Here is a 16,793-nt window from a genome sequence, read left to right as displayed (position 1 = left end):
CGAGGTTTCCCCCGGGTCCCCCGGAGGCTGGTCGACAGGGAACAACGTCCGGGACGGGAACCGGTTCCCGTCCCGGCGCCGGGGAGGCTCAGTCGGTGATCTTGGGCGTACGGGGTGTGCGGGGCGCGCGCGGGGCGCGAGGGGTCTTGGCCACGCCCGGGGTCACCCCGGTGGCAGCGGGCTCGGCCGGGGCCACACCCTTCACCGCCGCGGCGCTCTTGCGGGTCGTGACCGTGGCCTTCTTCGCCGGGCGCACCCGCGGCACCGGCTTGTCGCCACCGTCACCGGCCGCCACCGCCTTCTCCACCGCGGCCACGTCGAGCTTCGCCGGCTCGTTCACCCCGGCAGGCGCGTCCACGGGGGCGACCACGACGCCGTTGCGCCCGTTCACCAGCGATCCGCGAATCACCGAGGCGGTGCCGTCGGCGGCCCGGCGCGCGACGGTGACGGCCGCCCGCCCCCGGTTCAGGGTGGTCTCGGCCTGGGTGCGGAACGTCTGGGTCTCGGGCTGCGTGGAGACCCGGTCGACGAGGTCCTTGCCGCGGCGGGCCAGTTCCTCGTAGGCGGCCTCGGCGCGGACCTTCGCCTCCAGGGCACGGGCCATCGCGAACGTCGGGGCCTGCTCGGCCTGGGCGCGCAGCGACTTCGGGTCGAGCCCGCCGACCCGCTTCTCCACCTCGGCCAGCCGGGCCTCGATGTCGGACTGGAAACGCTGCTGCACCGCCACCGCTCCGGCCGCGGCCGCGCGCACCTGCCGCAGCGCCAGGTCGGTGACGCCGACCACGGCGAACAGCGGGGTGGTGGGCAGACCGGGACGGCCCTTCGGCTGCGGCTCTTCGGTGCTCGTGTCCGTGCTCGAGAAGTTGCTCATGAGGTCCTCCAGGCTGATCGGGTGCCACCGGGAACCGGGGCGGGCGACGGGCCCGTCGGCGGCGCTGCCGGTGGACCGGATCGTGCGGTCGTGCGGTCGTGCGGTCGGCGGGACTTCAGTCGTCCGTGCCGACCTCGCGCAGTGACTTGGACGGGCCGGAGCGCCGGGGCCGGGTGGAGCGCGGCGCCCGCGGGGTGACGCGCTTGCGCACACCCCGCCGGGCGGCTCCCGCGGCGCGCGCCGGGTCGTCGGCGGTCAGGTCTTCGTCGGGCTCCTCGTCGGCGACGGGTTCGCCGGACTTGAACCCCTCACGGGCGATCAGCGGCACCACGGTCGCGGCCACCTCGGCGGCCCGGTTCGCGGCATCGGTGTCGTCGCGGGCGTTCTCGGCCCGGAACGTCTCGTAGATGTCGAGCAGCACCCGCTTCTGCCGGGCGGTCAGGCGCACGTCGCTCTGGATCGCCACCTCGACCTCGACGCCCACCGACTCCTCGAGCAGGCCGGCCCGCTGGAACAGCGCCTCGGCGGAGATCTGCAGCCCCTTGGCGATCTGCGTCAGCACCTCGGCGGAGGGTTTGCGCAGGCCGCGTTCGATCTGGCTGAGGTAGGGGTTGCTCACCCCGGCGGCGTTCGCGAGCTGCCGCAGCGAGAGCTTGGCGCTCTGGCGCTGCTCCTTCACGTACGCCCCGAGATCGGTCACCCGATCGGGCACTTTGAGGGTAGCCACCACGTCACTCTGCTTGCTCCAGTTAGCACTTTGCAAGCGGGCCGAGGTCCTGCGGTTCATGACCCGGGTCACAGGCCGAGCAGCTCGCGCGCCTCGGCCGGGCTCATCACCGGGCGTTGCAGCTGGTTGGCCAGCGACGCGGCGCGGGCCACCAGTTCGGCATTGCCGGTGACCGGGCGGCGCGGGGCGAAGAACAGATTGTCTTCCATGCCGACGCGCAGGTGCCCGCCCATCGCCAGGCTCGCCGCGAGCACCGGCAGGTGCCCGCGCCCGATCCCGGTCGCCGACCACGAGGTGACCGCCGGCGGCAGCGCCTGCACCCCGGCGACCAGGGCCGGCACCGTGGCGGGCAGCCCGCCGGGCACGCCGAGCACGAAGTCGCAGTGCACCTTCCCGCCCGCCGGGGGCCCGAACTCCTCGAGCAGCCGGGTCATCGCGGTCACCTGCCCGAGGTCGAACAGCTCGAACTCCGGCACCACCCCGGCGAACTGGGTGCGCCGGTAGAGCTCGGCCATGAACGGCCAGGGGTTGCTGAACACGTCGTCCCCGAAGTTCACGGTGCCGCAGGTCAGCGAGCAGGCGTCGGGGGCGGCGCGGAGCACGTCGAGCCGGGCGTCGAGCGGATCGTGCACGCTGCCCCCGGTGGACAGCTGCACGATCATCGCGGTGTTCTCGCGCAGCGCGCTCACGGTCTCGCGCAGGCGGCCGGGGTCGAGCGTGGGCCGGTGCCGGTCGTCGCGGACGTGCACGTGGATCATCGCCGCGCCCGCCGCCTCACAGGCCTTCGCCTCGGCGACGAGCTCGTCGAGCGTGGTCGGCAGCTGCGGGCAGTCGGCCTTGGGAACCTCGGCGCCGGTGGGCGCCACGGTGATCAGCGTGCGCTTCATCCGAACATCCTGAACCAGAATGGTGGACGAACGGGAGACCTTGCGGCGAACCTCGCCTCAAGCGGTAAGAAATTCCGTCAGTTCTGCGGGAGTCGCCGGATCTTGGGGGCCGGAGCGGAGGGGGCGGCCGCAGCGTCGACCACGATCTCCTGCGAGGCCTCCACTCCCCCGGCGCTGACCTGCGCGTCGGGCGGCGTGGAGCGCTTGAGCACGGCCAGGGCGACCGGGCCGAGCTCGTGGTGCCGCGCGGCGGTGGTGACCCGGCCGACCTCGCGGGTGCCGTGGAGCACGGGGGCGCCGGTGACGGGCAGCTCGTTCATGGTGCCGTCGAGGTGCAGCATCACCAGGCGGCGCGGAGGGCGACCGAGGTTGTGCACGCGGGCGACCGTCTCCTGCCCGCGGTAGCAGCCCTTCTGCAGGTGCACGGCGGTGCGCAGCCAGTCGAGCTCGTGCGGGATGGTGCGGTGATCGGTCTCGAAACCGTGCCGCGGCCGCCAGGCCGCGACGCGCAGCGCGTCCCCCGCCCAGGTGCCCGCGAAGGCGCCGTCGAACTCCCCGGCCGACACCTGCGTCCTGAATTCCGCTCGGGGAACCAGCACTTCGCGCCACGACCAGGCCGGGTGCCCCTCGACCTCGATCTCGGAGGTGGTGTAGATCGCGCCACCGGTGACCAGGTCGGGCCACGGGTCGCGCCAGGACAGCGGGTCGCCCTCGACGGTGGGATCGGTCTCGCGGTCGACGGCCTCGCCGTACACGGCCCAGTCGTCGGTGACGTCGGTGACCTCGACGCGGAGCATGAACTGCATCTTCTTCAGGAACGCGACCAGGTCGGGGGCGCCGCCGGGCTCGACCGTGATCCAGGTGGCCGTGCCGTCGTCGACGAGGTGCAGGTCGTGCTCGACGTGCCCGTTCGGCGAGAGCACCAGCGACTCGGTGGAGGTGTACGGCTTCAGGCCACTGAGGTGCTGGGTGGTCATCGAGTGCAGCCAGGTCAGCCGGTCGGTGCCCTCGATGCGCACGACCCCGCGGTTCGACAGGTCGGCCTTCGCCGAGCCCACCTCGAGCCGGCGCTGCTCGCTCACCGGGTTGCCGAAGTGCCAGACCAGGCCGGTGTCCGGACCGTTCTCGACCGGGACCGCACCGGGCCTCTCGAGCAGGGGGCTGCGGTAGGTCGGGGCCTGGATGTCCTCGGCAACGTCACTCATGCCCATCGCCAGCGTCGGCGGGGCCGCAGAACTTCCCGGCTCAGTCATGCGGGTGCCCGTGACCGTGGCCCGCGGGCCTCGCGACCCCTCGGCAGTCGGCGCAGGTGCCGTGCAGCGACAGGTGGGCCAGGTCGGTCTCGAAACCGGTGGCCGCGCGCACCGCCTCGGCGAACGGGACGGCCAGGTCGAGGTCGGCCTCGTCGATGCGCCCGCACCCCCGGCAGACCAGGTGCAGATGGTTGACGTGGTCGGCCACCTGGTAGGTCGGCGACCCGTGGGTGAGGTGCGTGTGGCTGACGACGCCGATCTTCTCCATCAGCTCCAGCGAGCGGTAGACCGTGGAGAGGTTCACCGACTCGCCGGAACCCGCCTGCCCGGCCTCGGTCTCGACGAAGTCGCAGACCTCCTCGGGCGTCGCGTGCCCGAGCTCGGCGACCGCCCGCAGCACCGACCGGCGCTGCGGCGTGGCCCGCAGGCCCCGTTCGCGCAGCGCCGCGTCGAGCGCCTCGGTGGTCACCCGGTCCACGTCGGTCAGACCCGCTTGAGCCGGGCCGAGGCCTGCGACTGCAGGGCGTGGCCCTCGGCGGCGACGTCGAGCGCCCACAGCAGGTCGCCCTCGACCAGGCCGTAGAGGCGGGTGGCCGCGGTGTACTCCTTGGCCGTGGAGGTGCGCGCCACCAGGTCGGTGGCCAGGTCGATGCGGGCCCCGGCGGCCCGGCCCAGGTAGATCTCGCAGATGCCGGTGGGGTGCACGATCAGCACCTCGAGCTCGGCGCCCTGGGTCTCGTCGCCCTCGTCCTTCGGGACGGGACGCCAGTAGCCGGTCTCGGTGGCCAGCGGCTCGACCTGGTTGCCCTCGGCGTCGAGACGCCAGGTGCGCGAGACGTACGACAGGAACGGGCGCCCGTCGTGCGAGAACTCGATCTCCTGGCCGAACTGGGCCTCTTCGATCGTCGGGTAGCCGAGCACCCCGGCGCCCTCCCAGCGGCCGATCAGCCAGGCCAGGGGCGCGAGCGGGGTGGGCAGGTCGGTGTCTAGTTGGAACGCCACGCCGGAATCGTATGCGCAAGCCCCCGGGTCGCATCCAGCCGTTAGCGTCCGCCCATGGCTGATTCGCTCGTCATCGAGGTGACCGTGGGGCCCGAGGCGCCCGAACGCTGCAACCAGGCCTTCACCGTGGCGGCCGCCGCCTGCGCCGCGGGGGTGCCCGTCGACCTGTGGCTCAGCGGGGAGGCGGCCTGGTTCGCGCTGCCCGGCCGGGCCGCCGCCCTCGACCTGGCCGAGAGCGCGCCCCTGCCCGAGCTGCTCGGCCTGATCGTCGAGGCCGGGACCGTGTCGGTGTGCACGCAGTCGGCCGCCCGCCGCTCGTTCGGGCCGGACGACGTGCTGCCCGGAGTCGTCGTCGCCGGGGCCGCGACCTACGTGGAACGGCTGCTGCGACCGGGGACCCAGGCTCTCGTGTACTAGGTGCCTCGGTCACCAGGAGCCTCAGTCACCAGGTGCCTCGGTCACTGGGTGCCTCAGTGCGAGAACTGCACCTTGGCCAGCGCGATGACGACCCCGACGACGGCGACGCCCACGCCGCTCCAGAGGGTCGCGCCCGAGACCCGGCGGCCGCTCAGGCGCTCGACCGCGATCCCGGTGCCGGCCAGCCGCAGCACGACCAGGCCCACCGCGGCGACCTCGGCGGCCAGCGGGTCGAACCGGTGCAGCGCCAGACCGGCGAAGATCAGGGCGGGCGCCACGCCGGAGCTGATGATCGGCACGGCGTCACGCATCTCCTGCCGCAGGCCGACCGCGTGCTCCTGCGGGTCGAGGCCCACCCGCTCGCCGATGTCGTGGGCGAGGACGTGCGCCGCGTAGGTGGTCAGCACCGTGGCCAGGACCACGATCCAGGAGTGCGAGTGGTCGTCCGCCCCGATCGTCCCGACGACGGCCGCCAGCACCAGGACGTTGCCGTAGACATAGGCCGAGAGCCGGCTGCGGGCCTGCTCCTGGTTCACCGGCCGGCCCGCCGGGAACTGACGGCTCAGAGGCCCGAACCGCAGCTCCGGGTCGGAGATCGCCTGGTTGGTCATGATCCGAACCTAGTGGCCGGGGTACCGGTTCGCCCCTGGAAGCACGAGCCGGGACAGGGCCTAGCCGATACCCAGCCGGAACACCGCGTAGGCGGCCATGCCGGCGGCCGCGACCGGGGCCGCGGCCCGGGCCAGGGTGGCGGGCTGCAGGCGGGTGAGCAGACCCTCGGCGTCGACCAGGCGGTCGATCGCGATGCCGATGCCCGACACCGCGACGCCCACCGTGGCGGCCGTGCCCACCGGCACCCCGCCCACGACGATCGACGCGATCACCGAGGCGACGAGCCCCGTGCCCACCCCCAGCCAGGTCAGCAGCGACGGAGAGACCGGCAGCGCCAGGGCCACCCGGGCGGCGGCGGTGCCGGCGACGGCCACCACCACGGCCTCCGGACCACCGCTGTCGGCGACGAGCACCCAGCCCGCGGCCAGCAGGGCGACCAGTTGCCCGGCGAGCGTGCCGGTGACCGACTCGACCAGGTCGTGCCGCCCGTCCAGACGCATGATCTCGTGGCCGAAGCTGGTCAGCACGGCCACGGCCATCACTCCGGAGAACACCGTGAGCGGCTGCTCGACGGCGAACCGGGGCGAGACGGCGAGGGCGCCGGCCACCAGGCCGGCGGCACCGAGGGCGAGGACCAGGGCCGAGGTACCGGAGCGGTGCGGCAGGCGGAGCAGGTCGCCCCAGCCGATCGCGAGCGCGAGCACGGTGAGACCCGCGGCGGCGGCGATCAGCCATCCTCCGGCGTAACCGGCCACGGCGAGGACGACGGTCGCCACCAGGGCGAGGCCGGCGGGAAGCGGGGCGGTCACCGTCGCATCCTGACAGATGGCCGCCGGGCCGCCGGGCCGGAGCGCACCTTCGTGCCGGTTCGGGTGGATTCCGGCACTGACGCGAGCAAAGTTCCCCGGGTCACACCGCCGGCCTCTTGGCGGGGACACGCCGAACCGGATTCACTGCAGACATCCCCTGGAAACGCCCCGGCGAAGTCGCGTTCACCTTCGGGACCGGGCGCCCGAAACGCATCCGTAACGTTGCGTGGCGATAAATCGCGGGTGACCCCTGTGCCAACAACGCCTGGTCACATACCCTGAGCGGGTTGTGCTCCGCAATGACGCGGCATCACGGGGGCTCGCCACCTGCACGGTCGGACGACGCGGAGGTCCACAGATGGCTTCACTTCTCTTGCTGACGAATGCCCTCGCCCCGTCCGCCGAGGTGCTTCCCGCGCTCGGTTTGCTGCCGCACCAGATCCGGGTGCTGCCGGCCGAGGCGGCGGTACTCGTCGACGCTCCACCCGCCGACGCCGTCATCGTCGACGGCCGGCGCGACCTGGCCGGCGCCCGCTCGCTGTGCCGCCTGCTGCGCACCACCGGGCTGTCGTCTCCGCTGCTGCTCGTGCTCACCGAGGGCGGCATGGCCGCCGTCGTCGCCGACTGGGGTGCCGACGACGTGCTGCTCGACTCGGCCGGCCCGGCCGAGGTGGAGGCCCGCCTGCGCCTGGCCGCCGGCCGCAGCCGTCTGGCCGAGGCCCAGCAGTCCGACGAGACCCCCGAGATCCGCGCGGGCGACCTGATCGTCGACGAGGTCACCTACAGCGCCCGGGTTCGCGGCCGGGCGCTCGACCTCACCTACAAGGAGTTCGAGCTGCTCAAGTTCCTGGCCCAGCACCCGGGCCGGGTCTTCACCCGGGCCCAGCTGCTGCAGGAGGTCTGGGGCTACGACTACTTCGGCGGCACCCGCACGGTCGACGTGCACGTGCGGCGACTGCGGGCCAAGCTCGGCCCGGAGCACGACGCGCTGATCGGCACCGTGCGCAACGTCGGCTACCGGTTCGTGCCGCCCGGCCGCGACCGCATCGGGGCCGAGGACACCGTCGACGCGTAGTCCGGCCCCATCGGGACAGAGGCCGGGAATGCGCCGTTTCCCGTCCGTTCACGTCGACACGACGACAATCCGCGGTCGACGTCTCACCGTCACGACCTATGCTGCGAACGGTGACCTCTCGCGTGACTGTTGACGTTCTCGAGCATCTGTCCGACTCCGACGCCCGGGGCGTCCGGGCCGTGATCGCGTCCGCGACGGCGGCCGACGGCGCCGCCCCGGTCTCCGAGCACGTGCTGCTGCAGTTCGGTTCGGCCGAGCCGGGCGGCGTGCACCTGCTGGTGCGCGAGGAGTCCGGCGCGGTGATCGGGTACGCGCACAGCGAGGTCTCCCCCGAGTCCGGCGGCCCGCGCACCGTGGTCGACGCCGAGGCCGTGATCGATCCGGCCCACCGCCGCCGCGGTCTGGGGCGCGCGCTGCTGGAACGGCTGGTGGACGCGGGGCAGCTGGCCCGGGTGTGGTCGCACGGTGATCACCCGGGAGCCCGCGCGCTGGGCGCGGAGCTGGGTTTTCGCGTGGTGCGGGAACTGCTGCAGCTGCGCCGCCCGTTGAACGGGGTGGAAGACCTGGCCGAGCCGGTGCTGCCCGAAGGAGTTGTGCTGCGCACGTTCCGGCCCGGCGCCGACGACGCCGAGTGGTTGCGGGTGAACGCGAAGGCGTTCAGCTGGCACCCCGAGCAGGGCCGGATGACGCAGGCCGATCTCGACGCCCGCAAGGCCGAGCCGTGGTTCGACCCGGCCGGGTTCTTCGTGGCCGAGTCCGCCGAGTCCGGTGAGTCCGGTGAGTCCGGCGCGAAGATGATCGGTTTCCACTGGACCAAGGTGCATCCCGAGGGTCTGGGCGAGGTCTACGCGGTGGGTGTCGACCCCGATCGGCACGGCGGTGGGCTGGGCACGGCACTGACCGCGGCCGGGCTGCGGCACCTGGCCGGGCTGGACCTGCCGGCCGTGTCGCTCTACGTCGAGGCCGACAACGCCCCGGCGCTGAAGGTCTACCACCGGCTCGGGTTCACGTCGTTCAGCGTGGACGTGGTGCACGAGGGCCCCTATGCCGACGCTCAGCCGCAAGCACAGCCTGACGTCCGGAAAGACTGAAGTTGCGGTCGGCGGACGCCGAACCAGGCCGTACAGGTGGGCTTTCGCCCGCGGCCGGCCGATTGACCGATCACCACGAATGCCCGGCTCCGGACACCTCCCGGACCGGGACACCGAGCGCGAGACCAGGACAGTGAGAGCATGGCGGACATGACCAGCTCGGCGGGCCCCTCCCCCACCCCGGCGGCCACCCGGACCACCGGCGCGGCGAGTTCGCGTCCCCGGAAAACCGCGTCGTCCTCCCCCGAACCGGCGGCTGACCACGCGGAACGACCGGCCCCCGCCCGCAGGAGCACGCCCCGTAAGACCACTCCCCGCACGAGCACTCCCCGCACGACCACCCCGCGCCAGGCGTCCACGCGTACAGCAGCTCCGGCGACGAAGGCCCCCGCGAAGAAGGTGACCGCGAAGAAGGTGGCCGCCGCCCAGTCCGACAGCGGTGTCGAGAACACCGTCACCGCCGCCACCGGCGAGCCCACGCCCGTCAGCACCTCACGCCGGGCCCCCGCGCGCCCGACCGCCAGGACGGCGACGAAGTCAGCCACCGAGGCCGCCCCCCGGAGCGCCACCAAGACCACCACCAAGACCGCCACCCGCCGCCCGCCGGCCAAGAAGGCCACCACCCGCACGACCACCGGCCAGTCGACCACGCCGCCCCGCGCGTCCACCCTTCGCGACCAGGCCGGCGAGAGCACCGAGACCCTGCCGTTCGCCGAGGAGACCCTGCGCGAACCCGCCCGCAAGACCGCCGGAACCACCCGGAAGACCCCGGCGAAGAAGGCCCCGGTGAAGAAGACGACGACGAAAAAGACGACGCCGCGCCCGAGCGCCCCGGCGGAGCCGAAAGCCGGAACCACCGTGCCGGCCAGCGAGATCGCGGCCTCGCAGATCACGTCGACGGCGTCCACCGTCGACCTGCCCGACGCCCTGGTGACCCCCGAGGAACCGGTCGCCCCCGCGGAGGTGGTGGCCAGTAAGGACGACGTGACCCCCGAGACCTCCACCGCCGACGCCAACCGCACCGCCCAGGCCCGGGCCCTGGTCGGGGCCGCCCAGGACGCCCAGCTGTCGTCGCTGTTCCGCGAGGTGGAGCAGACGCAGGTGCGGCGCTTCCTCGACCGCGAGCTGAGCTGGCTGGCGTTCAACGAACGCGTGCTCGAACTGGCCCGCGACCCCGACCTCCCGCTGCTCGAACGGGCCCGGTTCCTGGCCATCTTCGCCAGCAACCTCGACGAGTTCTTCATGGTGCGCGTGGCCGGTCTGAAGCGCCGCATCGCCACCGGTCTGGCCGTGCGCGCCGCCAGCGGCCTGGAGCCCCGCGACCTGCTCGGCCGCATCCGCAGCCGGGCCCACGAGCTTCAGTCGATGCACGCCAAGGTGTTCTCCGCCGAGATCGCCCCGGCCCTGGCCGACGCCAACATCACCATCGTGCGCTGGGACCAGCTCGCGGAGGGCGAACAGGCCCGCCTGCACACGTTCTTCCGCTCACAGGTGTTCCCGGTGCTGACGCCGCTGGCGGTCGACCCGGCGCACCCGTTCCCGTACATCTCCGGCCTGTCGCTGAACCTGGCCGTGGTGCTGCGTAACCCGGTGACCGAGAAAGAGATGTTCGCCCGGGTGAAGGTGCCGCAGCTGCTGCCGCGCCTGGTGAACGTCGACGCCGACGACGAGGCCAACAACGTCGACGAGGGTGACGACCTGCCCCGCGCGCGCTTCGTGCCGCTGGAAGACATCATCGCCACGCACCTCGACCAGCTCTTCCCGGGCATGGAGGTGCTCGAGCACCACACCTTCCGGGTGACCCGCCAGGAGGATCTCGAGGTCGAGGAGGACGACGTCGAGAACCTGCTCAAGGCACTCGAGAAGGAGCTCCTGCGGCGCCGTTTCGGCCCGCCGGTGCGCCTGGAGGTGGCCGAGGACATCGGGCCCCACATGCGTGACCTGCTGGTGCGCGAGATGGGCGTCAGCGAGTCCGAGGTGTTCCCGCTGCCCGAGCCGCTCGACCTGCGCGCGCTCAACCTGGTGGCCGACCTCGACCGCACCGAGCTGCGCTACCCGAAGTACGTCGCGGTGACCCCGCGCGCGCTCTCGGAGGTGGAACGCTCCAAGCCCACCAACATCTTCGACGCGATCAAGCGCCGCGACGTGCTGCTGCACCACCCGTACGACTCGTTCTCCACCACCGTGCAGTCGTTCCTGGAGCAGGCCGCCGACGACCCCCAGGTGCTGGCGATCAAGCAGACGCTGTACCGCACCTCGGGCGACTCGCCGATCGTCGACGCGCTGATCGACGCGGCCGAGGCGGGCAAGCAGGTGCTGGCCGTGGTCGAGATCAAGGCCCGGTTCGACGAGCAGGCCAACATCTCCTGGGCCCGCAAGCTCGAGCGCGCCGGCGTGCACGTGGTCTACGGCATCGTCGGCCTGAAGACGCACGCCAAGCTCAGCCTGGTGGTGCGTCAGGAGGCCGACGGCCTTCACCGCTACTGCCACGTGGGCACGGGCAACTACAACCCGAAGACCGCCCGGCTGTACGAAGACCTGGGCATGCTGACCTGCGACCCCCAGGTCGGCGAGGACCTCAGCCGGCTGTTCAACCAGCTCTCCGGCTACGCCCCGAAGACGGCCTACCGCCGGCTGCTGGTGGCGCCGCGCTCGCTGCGCACCGGTCTGGTCGACCGGATCGAGCGGGAGATCGCCAACCACGAGGCCGGGCGTCCCGCGGGCGTCAAGGTCAAGGTCAACTCGATTGTGGACGAGGTGGTCATCGACGCGCTCTACCGCGCCTCCCAGGCGGGGGTGAAGGTGGACGTGATCGTCCGGGGGATCTGTGCGATCCGTCCGGGGGTCCCCGGCCTGAGCGAGAACATCCGGGTGCGCAGCATTCTCGGCCGGTTCCTGGAGCACTCCCGGGTGTTCTGGTTCGCCGGCGGCGGTGAGCCGGTGGTCTACATCGGCAGCGCGGACATGATGCACCGCAACCTCGACCGCCGGGTCGAGGCCATGCTGCGGCTGCGCGACCCGCGGGACATCGCCGAGCTGGAAGAGCTGCTGGGCATCTCGATGTCGCCGGAGACCGCGTCCTGGCACCTCGACGGCGACGGCGTGTGGACGCGTCACCACCACGACGCCGAGGGCAAGCCGCTGCGCGACCTGCAGTCGTACATCATGGCGAGCCGTCCGCCCAAGCGCTCGGGGCGACGCCGCTAGAACCTCCCGAAAGACTCCTGACCAGGGGCGGAAGCCGGGAAATCACCCCGGTTTCCGCCCCTGTGGGGTTGTTCGGCGCCCGGGCGGCGGATGTGACCGGCCCGGCGCGTGCGGGCACCGGTGCGGGGGGCACACTTGTCCTCATGACTGACCAGCATCCGACGTCCACCGACCTGCTCGTCATCGGCGCCGGACCGGCCGGCTCGGCGGCGGCGGCCTGGTCCGCCCGGGCCGGGCTGAACGTGGTGCTGGCCGACAAGGAGACCTTTCCCCGCGACAAGGCCTGCGGCGACGGCCTGACGCCCCGCGCCATCGCCGAGCTCGACCGGCTCGGGCTGGGCGGGTGGCTGGCCGACTACCCGACCAACCGGGGCCTGCGCGCCTGCGGTTTCGGGCAGGAACTGCAGCTGCCCTGGCCCGGCGGCTCACTGCCCGCCCGCGGCTCGGCGGTGCCCCGCACCACGCTCGACCACCGTATCCGCGAAGAGGCCCTGGCCTCCGGCGCCCGCGGCCTCGAGAACGCCCGGGCGGTCGACGTGCTGCGCGACGGCGACCGGGTGATCGGCGTGGTGTTCGCCGGAAAGGACAAGCAGACCTTCACCGTCGGCTGCCGCCGCCTGGTCGTGGCCGACGGCTACCGGTCGCAGCTGGGCCGCGTGCTGGGCCGGGAATGGCACCAGAACACGGCTTTCGGGGTCGCGGCGCGCGCCTACGTGAAGTCCGGGCGCAGCGACGACGAGTGGATCACCTCGCACCTGGAACTGCGCGGCGCCCAGAACGAGCTGCTGCCCGGCTACGGCTGGGTGTTCCCGCTCGGCGACGGTGAGGTCAACATCGGCGTGGGTGCGCTGGCCACCGAGAAGCGGCCGTCCGAGGTGCATCTCAAGGATCTGATCAACGTCTACGCGGGCCTGCGGCGCGACGACTGGCAGCTCGAGGGCGACCCGCGCGCGGTGCGTTCGGCGATGCTGCCGATGGGCGGTGCGGTCAGCGGCGTGGCCGGGCCCAACTGGGCGCTGATCGGCGACGCGGCGGGCTGCATCAACCCGCTGAACGGTGAGGGCATCGACTACGGCCTGGAGACCGGCCGGCTGGTGGCCGAGCTGTTCGCCGCCGGGGCCGGCACCGGCCGCGGAACCGGGCGCAGCTACGCGGATCTCAACCGCGCCTGGCCCGCGACGCTGCGCGAGCACTACGGCTCGGCGTTCTCGATCGCCCGCCGCGCGGCCACCCTGCTCACCGTGCCCGGCCTGCTGAAGTACGCCGGGCCGGTCGGGATGCGCTCGAACTTCCTGATGACGATCGCGCTGCGGGTGATGGGAAACCTGGTGCTGGAAGAGGACAAGGACTACGTGGCCCGCCTCTGGCGCGGTGCCGGCGCGGTGTCCCGCCGCTTCGACGAGCGGGTGCCGTTCGGTGAGCTGAAGAGCTGAGAGCCGTTATTTCGCCGAGGCGATCAGGCGGGGGAGGTTCGTCTCGGCGAAGTCGGCCATCAGCTTCATGCCCCGGGTGTTCGGGTGCACCCCGTCGTTCGACAGTCCGGCCTTGAACCGGCCGTTCCAGGCTGCCAGCAGCGGGTAGGTGTCGAGCAGGGGCACGTCGTGGTTCCTGGCGTAGGCCCGGATCGCCTTGTTCAGCGCCGCCGCCTGCTTGGGCGTGGCGTTCCGCGGGGCGATCGTGCACAGCACCACGATCGAACCGGAGTCCTGGATCCGGGTGACGATGCGGTGGATGTTGCGCATGCTCTGCGCGGTGGTCATGTCGTGCAGCATGTCGTTGGTGCCGGCCATCACGGTGACGACCTCGGGGTGGAGATCGAGCACGTCGGTCTGGAGCCGCTTCACCATGCCCTCGGTGGTGTCGCCGCGGATGCCGGAGTCACGGCAGGTGTGGATGACACCCGAGCCGCAGACCCGGCGGAACCACGAGCCCTGGCGGTAGGTGATCGAGTCGCCCAGCCCCACGGTCAGTCTCAGCACACCGTCGGTGCGCTCGGGCGGCACCACGGTGAGGTCGGACAGGGCCTGCCCGCGATAGGTGACGATGCCACCGCTCTCGGTGGTGGTCGCGCTGCCGGCGGCCTTCTCGGCGGCCTCGCTCTGCGCGGCGCTGTAGGTCTTGCCGGTGACGTCGCTCGTGACCCCGGCACCGGGAACCGCATCGGCGCTCGCCTGCGGGCTCACCCCCGGACTCGCGGAGACCTGCGGGGAGGCACTCGCGGAAGGCGCCGCGCTGACGCTCGCGGAGGGCTCGGGCGATGCCGCGGCAGCGCTCGACGAGCCTTCACCGGAGAACCCCCCGGAGACGACCACCCCGACGACGACGCCGGCAGACAGCATGACCGCTCCAGACCCGATCCTACGCACGAGCGACAAGGGTAGTGACCAATACTGTCGATTCGTCACCCGAGCACTGCTGAACAACTTTTGCCCGATGTGAATCAGACCGCATTGACATGGGCACATTCCCTTGGTGCGTCCGTGCGGGAGGACATCAAAAGGGCATGTCGGTCGCGCGTCTTCGCAGCTCGGGGCCGATGCGCCGAGCCTCCGGCCTTCTGCGACACTCGCTGGTGTGAGTCGCCGTCCCACCCGCTCGTCAGGTTCCCGCGCTGCCGGTAAGCGACAAGGCAAGACCCAGCGAAAAGGACGCTCCGTCATCCCGCGCCCCCGCTCCCGCCGTCCGCCCCGTCCCCCGGCCCCCGCGTCCGTCGTCTCCGCCGGGGCCCTGTGCTGGCGCCCCCGCACCCCCGACGCCGCTCCCGGCGACATCGAGGTGCTCCTGGTCCGCAGTGCCCGCTGGAACGAATGGTCCTGGCCCAAGGGCAAGATCAAAACCGGGGAGACCCTGCCCGAGTGCGCCGTGCGGGAGGTGACCGAGGAGACCGGCACGCGTCCCGCACTCGGGCGTCCCCTGCCCTCGGTCGGCTACGTGCTGCCCGACGGGCGCGACAAGACCGTGCACTACTGGAGCGCCGCGGTCGCGGCCACCGGCGAACGCACCGCGGGGGCCGACGAGATCGCCGACGTGGCCTGGCTTCCCCCGGAGCAGGCCCGGATCCGGCTGACCCGGCCCAGCGACGTCCCGCCCCTGGACGCCCTTCTCGAGCACGCCCGCACCGGGGAGCTGCACACCCGCCCGCTGGTCGTGCTGCGGCACGCCAAGGCCCGGGCGCGCGCGAACTGGCCCGGCACCGAGGGAGACCGGCCCCTGACATCGGTGGGCCGCTCACAGGCGAACGCCCTGCCCGGTCTGCTCGCGGTCTGGGCCCCCGAGCACCTGCTCACCTCCCCCTGGGCGCGCTGCATGCTGACGCTGGCGCCCTACCTACGGGCACGCAACGACACCGATGACCCGTACGCCGGGGTGGAGGTGCTGCCGCTGCTGTCCGAACAGGGGCTGCGCAACGCCCCGGAGCGGGTGCCCGAGCTCCTGCGCTCGCTCCTGGCCCGGGACCTCACGTCCGGGGGCTCACTGGTCTGCACCCACCGCCCGGTGCTGGAGACCGTGATGGCCACGCTCGCGACCGCCTGCACGCCGCCCGCACTCGAGCGGCTGCCCGCGGCCAACCCCTGGCTGGGAACCGGTGAGGCCCTCGTCGCGCACGTCGCGGCCTCGGGGCAGATCGTGGCGATCGAGCGGTTCCGGGGCGCGGTCCGTCCTTCCTGAGCCATCCCGAAAACCCGATGGGGGACGCCGTGGTCACCACGACGTCCCCCATCGGGTTCTGGATGGGCCGGCTAGCCCACGAGCTCGCCGGCGTCCAGGTACCCGCTCTTGATGAGCAGGGTGTTGTAGTTGCTCTTGTCCACGGCCACCGGGTACAGCAGGTACGTCGGCACCGTCTTGACGCCGTTGTCGTACGTCTCGGTGTCGTTGACGATCGGTGTGGTGCCGGTCAGCAGCGCGTTGCCCTGCTGCACGGCGACCTTGGCGAGCTCGCGGGTGTCCTTGAAGATGGTCGCCGTCTGCTCGCCCGCGATGATCGACTTCACCGAGTCGAGCTCGGCGTCCTGGCCCGAGGTGACCGGCAGCGGCTTGGACTCGGTGCCGTAGCCGTCGGCCTTCAGCGCGTCGATGACGCCTCGTGTCATGCCGTCGTAGGGCGACAGGATGCCGTCCACGAGATCGCTGTCGCTGTAGTACTTCCCGAGGATGGTGGTCATCCGCTCGCCGGCGATCTTGCCGTCGTACTTCTCGGTGGTGATCGGCTTGAACCGGGTCTCCCCGCTGCCCACCACGACGTCACCGTTGCGGATGTAGGGCTTCAGCACCGACATCGAGCCGTCGTAGAACGACTTGGCGTTGGAGTCGGTCGGCGAACCGGCGAAGAGCTCGATCTTGGGCGCGCTCTCGTTGCCGCCCGACCCCAGCTTGAGCTTGTCCACCAGCAGGTTGGCCTGCATCACGCCGACCCGCTCGTTGTCGAAGGTCGCCTGGTAGCTCACGTCTTTGGTGCCGGTGAGCAGACGGTCGTAGGCGATGACCGGGATGTTCTTGGCCGCCGCCTTGGCCAGCACGTCGCCCAGGGCGCCACCGTCGAAGGCCGAGACCACCAGGAGCTTGGCGTCCTCGTCGATCATGGCCTGCAGCTGCGACGACTGCTTGGCCGCGTCGTCGGCGGCGAACTTCAGGTCGACCTGGTAGCCCATCGCCTTGAACTGGTCGGCCATCTGGTTGCCGTCGTTGATCCAGCGCTCGGAGGTCTCGTTCGGCATCGAGATGCCGACCATGGCCTCCTGATTCGCGTACACACTGTCGGCCGGCGCCGCGTCCGAGCCACAGGCCGCCAGGGCCAGGGCCAGGCCCGCGCTCACCAGTCCGGCGACGATCTTGCGCACT

15 protein-coding genes and 1 pseudogene are annotated in these 16,793 nt (G+C 72.1%); 6 read left to right on the top strand and 10 right to left on the bottom strand.

Features of this window, described 5'->3' with window-relative positions:
* Positions 1-88: 88 nt before the first annotated feature.
* From J2S57_RS13760 to J2S57_RS13735, 6 genes and pseudogenes are all read right to left on the bottom strand, one after another.
* Entirely contained in the window at positions 89-871 is a 783-nt protein-coding gene (locus J2S57_RS13760) for a hypothetical protein (protein WP_307242444.1), read from the bottom strand.
* A gap of 355 nt (positions 872-1,226) precedes the next feature.
* Positions 1,227-1,658: pseudogene (locus tag J2S57_RS35330) on the bottom strand (helix-turn-helix domain-containing protein); the annotation flags it as partial.
* An 8-nt stretch (positions 1,659-1,666) separates the two neighbouring features.
* Entirely contained in the window at positions 1,667-2,485 is an 819-nt protein-coding gene (locus J2S57_RS13750) for a beta-keto acid cleavage family enzyme (protein ID WP_307242440.1), read from the bottom strand.
* A 77-nt stretch (positions 2,486-2,562) separates the two neighbouring features.
* The gene (gene ygfZ, locus J2S57_RS13745) at positions 2,563-3,690 is read right to left on the bottom strand and encodes a CAF17-like 4Fe-4S cluster assembly/insertion protein YgfZ (protein WP_307242438.1); all 1,128 of its coding nucleotides are present in this window, start codon (positions 3,688-3,690) and stop codon (positions 2,563-2,565) included.
* Between the two features lie 40 nt (positions 3,691-3,730).
* Entirely contained in the window at positions 3,731-4,207 is a 477-nt protein-coding gene (locus tag J2S57_RS13740; protein ID WP_307242436.1) for a Fur family transcriptional regulator, read from the bottom strand.
* A gap of 14 nt (positions 4,208-4,221) precedes the next feature.
* A complete protein-coding gene (locus J2S57_RS13735; RefSeq protein ID WP_307242433.1) occupies positions 4,222-4,740 on the bottom strand; it encodes a heme-binding beta-barrel domain-containing protein in 519 nt (172 codons plus the stop codon).
* 54 nt (positions 4,741-4,794) lie between these two features.
* On the opposite strand from J2S57_RS13735, the gene J2S57_RS13730 reads away from it, so the two are divergent.
* Entirely contained in the window at positions 4,795-5,157 is a 363-nt protein-coding gene (locus J2S57_RS13730; RefSeq protein ID WP_307242430.1) for a DsrE family protein, read from the top strand.
* 53 nt (positions 5,158-5,210) lie between these two features.
* On the opposite strand, the gene J2S57_RS13725 is transcribed toward J2S57_RS13730, so the two are convergent.
* Positions 5,211-5,768 (bottom strand): hypothetical protein, encoded by a 558-nt coding sequence (locus J2S57_RS13725; protein WP_307242428.1) that lies wholly within the window; start codon positions 5,766-5,768, stop codon positions 5,211-5,213.
* Positions 5,769-5,828: 60 nt separating this feature from the next.
* The gene (locus tag J2S57_RS13720; RefSeq protein WP_307242426.1) at positions 5,829-6,578 is read right to left on the bottom strand and encodes a hypothetical protein; all 750 of its coding nucleotides are present in this window, start codon (positions 6,576-6,578) and stop codon (positions 5,829-5,831) included.
* Positions 6,579-6,936: 358 nt separating this feature from the next.
* Between J2S57_RS13720 and J2S57_RS13715 the strand changes: the two genes are divergently transcribed.
* The 4 genes from J2S57_RS13715 to J2S57_RS13700 all read left to right on the top strand — a co-directional run bounded on the left by J2S57_RS13715 (position 6,937) and on the right by J2S57_RS13700 (position 13,384).
* On the top strand, positions 6,937-7,653 hold the full coding sequence (locus J2S57_RS13715; RefSeq protein ID WP_307242424.1) for a winged helix-turn-helix transcriptional regulator: 717 nt from the start codon (positions 6,937-6,939) through the stop codon (positions 7,651-7,653).
* Between the two features lie 98 nt (positions 7,654-7,751).
* The gene (gene mshD, locus J2S57_RS13710) at positions 7,752-8,744 is read left to right on the top strand and encodes a mycothiol synthase (protein WP_370882467.1); all 993 of its coding nucleotides are present in this window, start codon (positions 7,752-7,754) and stop codon (positions 8,742-8,744) included.
* A gap of 930 nt (positions 8,745-9,674) precedes the next feature.
* Positions 9,675-11,951, top strand: a complete 2,277-nt coding sequence (locus J2S57_RS13705; RefSeq protein ID WP_370882639.1) for an RNA degradosome polyphosphate kinase — start codon at positions 9,675-9,677, stop codon at positions 11,949-11,951.
* Positions 11,952-12,094: 143 nt separating this feature from the next.
* Positions 12,095-13,384 (top strand): geranylgeranyl reductase family protein, encoded by a 1,290-nt coding sequence (locus tag J2S57_RS13700; RefSeq protein ID WP_307242416.1) that lies wholly within the window; start codon positions 12,095-12,097, stop codon positions 13,382-13,384.
* Positions 13,385-13,390: 6 nt separating this feature from the next.
* On the opposite strand, the gene J2S57_RS13695 is transcribed toward J2S57_RS13700, so the two are convergent.
* Entirely contained in the window at positions 13,391-14,290 is a 900-nt protein-coding gene (locus tag J2S57_RS13695) for an SGNH/GDSL hydrolase family protein (RefSeq protein ID WP_307242414.1), read from the bottom strand.
* 235 nt (positions 14,291-14,525) lie between these two features.
* On the opposite strand from J2S57_RS13695, the gene J2S57_RS13690 reads away from it, so the two are divergent.
* Positions 14,526-15,620 (top strand): NUDIX hydrolase, encoded by a 1,095-nt coding sequence (locus tag J2S57_RS13690; protein WP_307242412.1) that lies wholly within the window; start codon positions 14,526-14,528, stop codon positions 15,618-15,620.
* A gap of 71 nt (positions 15,621-15,691) precedes the next feature.
* Here the strand turns inward: J2S57_RS13690 and J2S57_RS13685 are convergent, their stop codons facing one another.
* Positions 15,692-16,792 carry a substrate-binding domain-containing protein gene (locus J2S57_RS13685; RefSeq protein ID WP_307242410.1) on the bottom strand — a complete coding sequence of 367 codons (1,101 nt, stop codon included), beginning with the start codon at positions 16,790-16,792 and terminating at the stop codon, positions 15,692-15,694.
* Between the last annotated feature and the right edge of the window lies 1 nt (position 16,793).

Origin of the sequence: Kineosporia succinea (assembly GCF_030811555.1) — a bacterium.
GTDB lineage: Bacteria > Actinomycetota > Actinomycetes > Actinomycetales > Kineosporiaceae > Kineosporia > Kineosporia succinea.
Note: the sequence above shows the minus strand (reverse complement) of the source record. Positions and strands in the feature narration are given on the sequence as shown.

Excerpts from the sequence above, each read along its gene's own strand:
- J2S57_RS13760 (WP_307242444.1), bottom strand. The coding sequence starts at position 871 with ATGAGCAACTTCTCGAGCACGGACACGAGCACCGAAGAGCCGCAGCCG.
- J2S57_RS13750 (WP_307242440.1), bottom strand. The coding sequence starts at position 2,485 with ATGAAGCGCACGCTGATCACCGTGGCGCCCACCGGCGCCGAGGTTCCC.
- ygfZ (WP_307242438.1), bottom strand. The coding sequence starts at position 3,690 with ATGAGTGACGTTGCCGAGGACATCCAGGCCCCGACCTACCGCAGCCCC.
- J2S57_RS13730 (WP_307242430.1), top strand. The coding sequence starts at position 4,795 with ATGGCTGATTCGCTCGTCATCGAGGTGACCGTGGGGCCCGAGGCGCCC.
- J2S57_RS13725 (WP_307242428.1), bottom strand. The coding sequence starts at position 5,768 with ATGACCAACCAGGCGATCTCCGACCCGGAGCTGCGGTTCGGGCCTCTG.
- J2S57_RS13715 (WP_307242424.1), top strand. The coding sequence starts at position 6,937 with ATGGCTTCACTTCTCTTGCTGACGAATGCCCTCGCCCCGTCCGCCGAG.
- mshD (WP_370882467.1), top strand. The coding sequence starts at position 7,752 with ATGCTGCGAACGGTGACCTCTCGCGTGACTGTTGACGTTCTCGAGCAT.
- J2S57_RS13700 (WP_307242416.1), top strand. The coding sequence starts at position 12,095 with ATGACTGACCAGCATCCGACGTCCACCGACCTGCTCGTCATCGGCGCC.
- J2S57_RS13695 (WP_307242414.1), bottom strand. The coding sequence starts at position 14,290 with ATGCTGTCTGCCGGCGTCGTCGTCGGGGTGGTCGTCTCCGGGGGGTTC.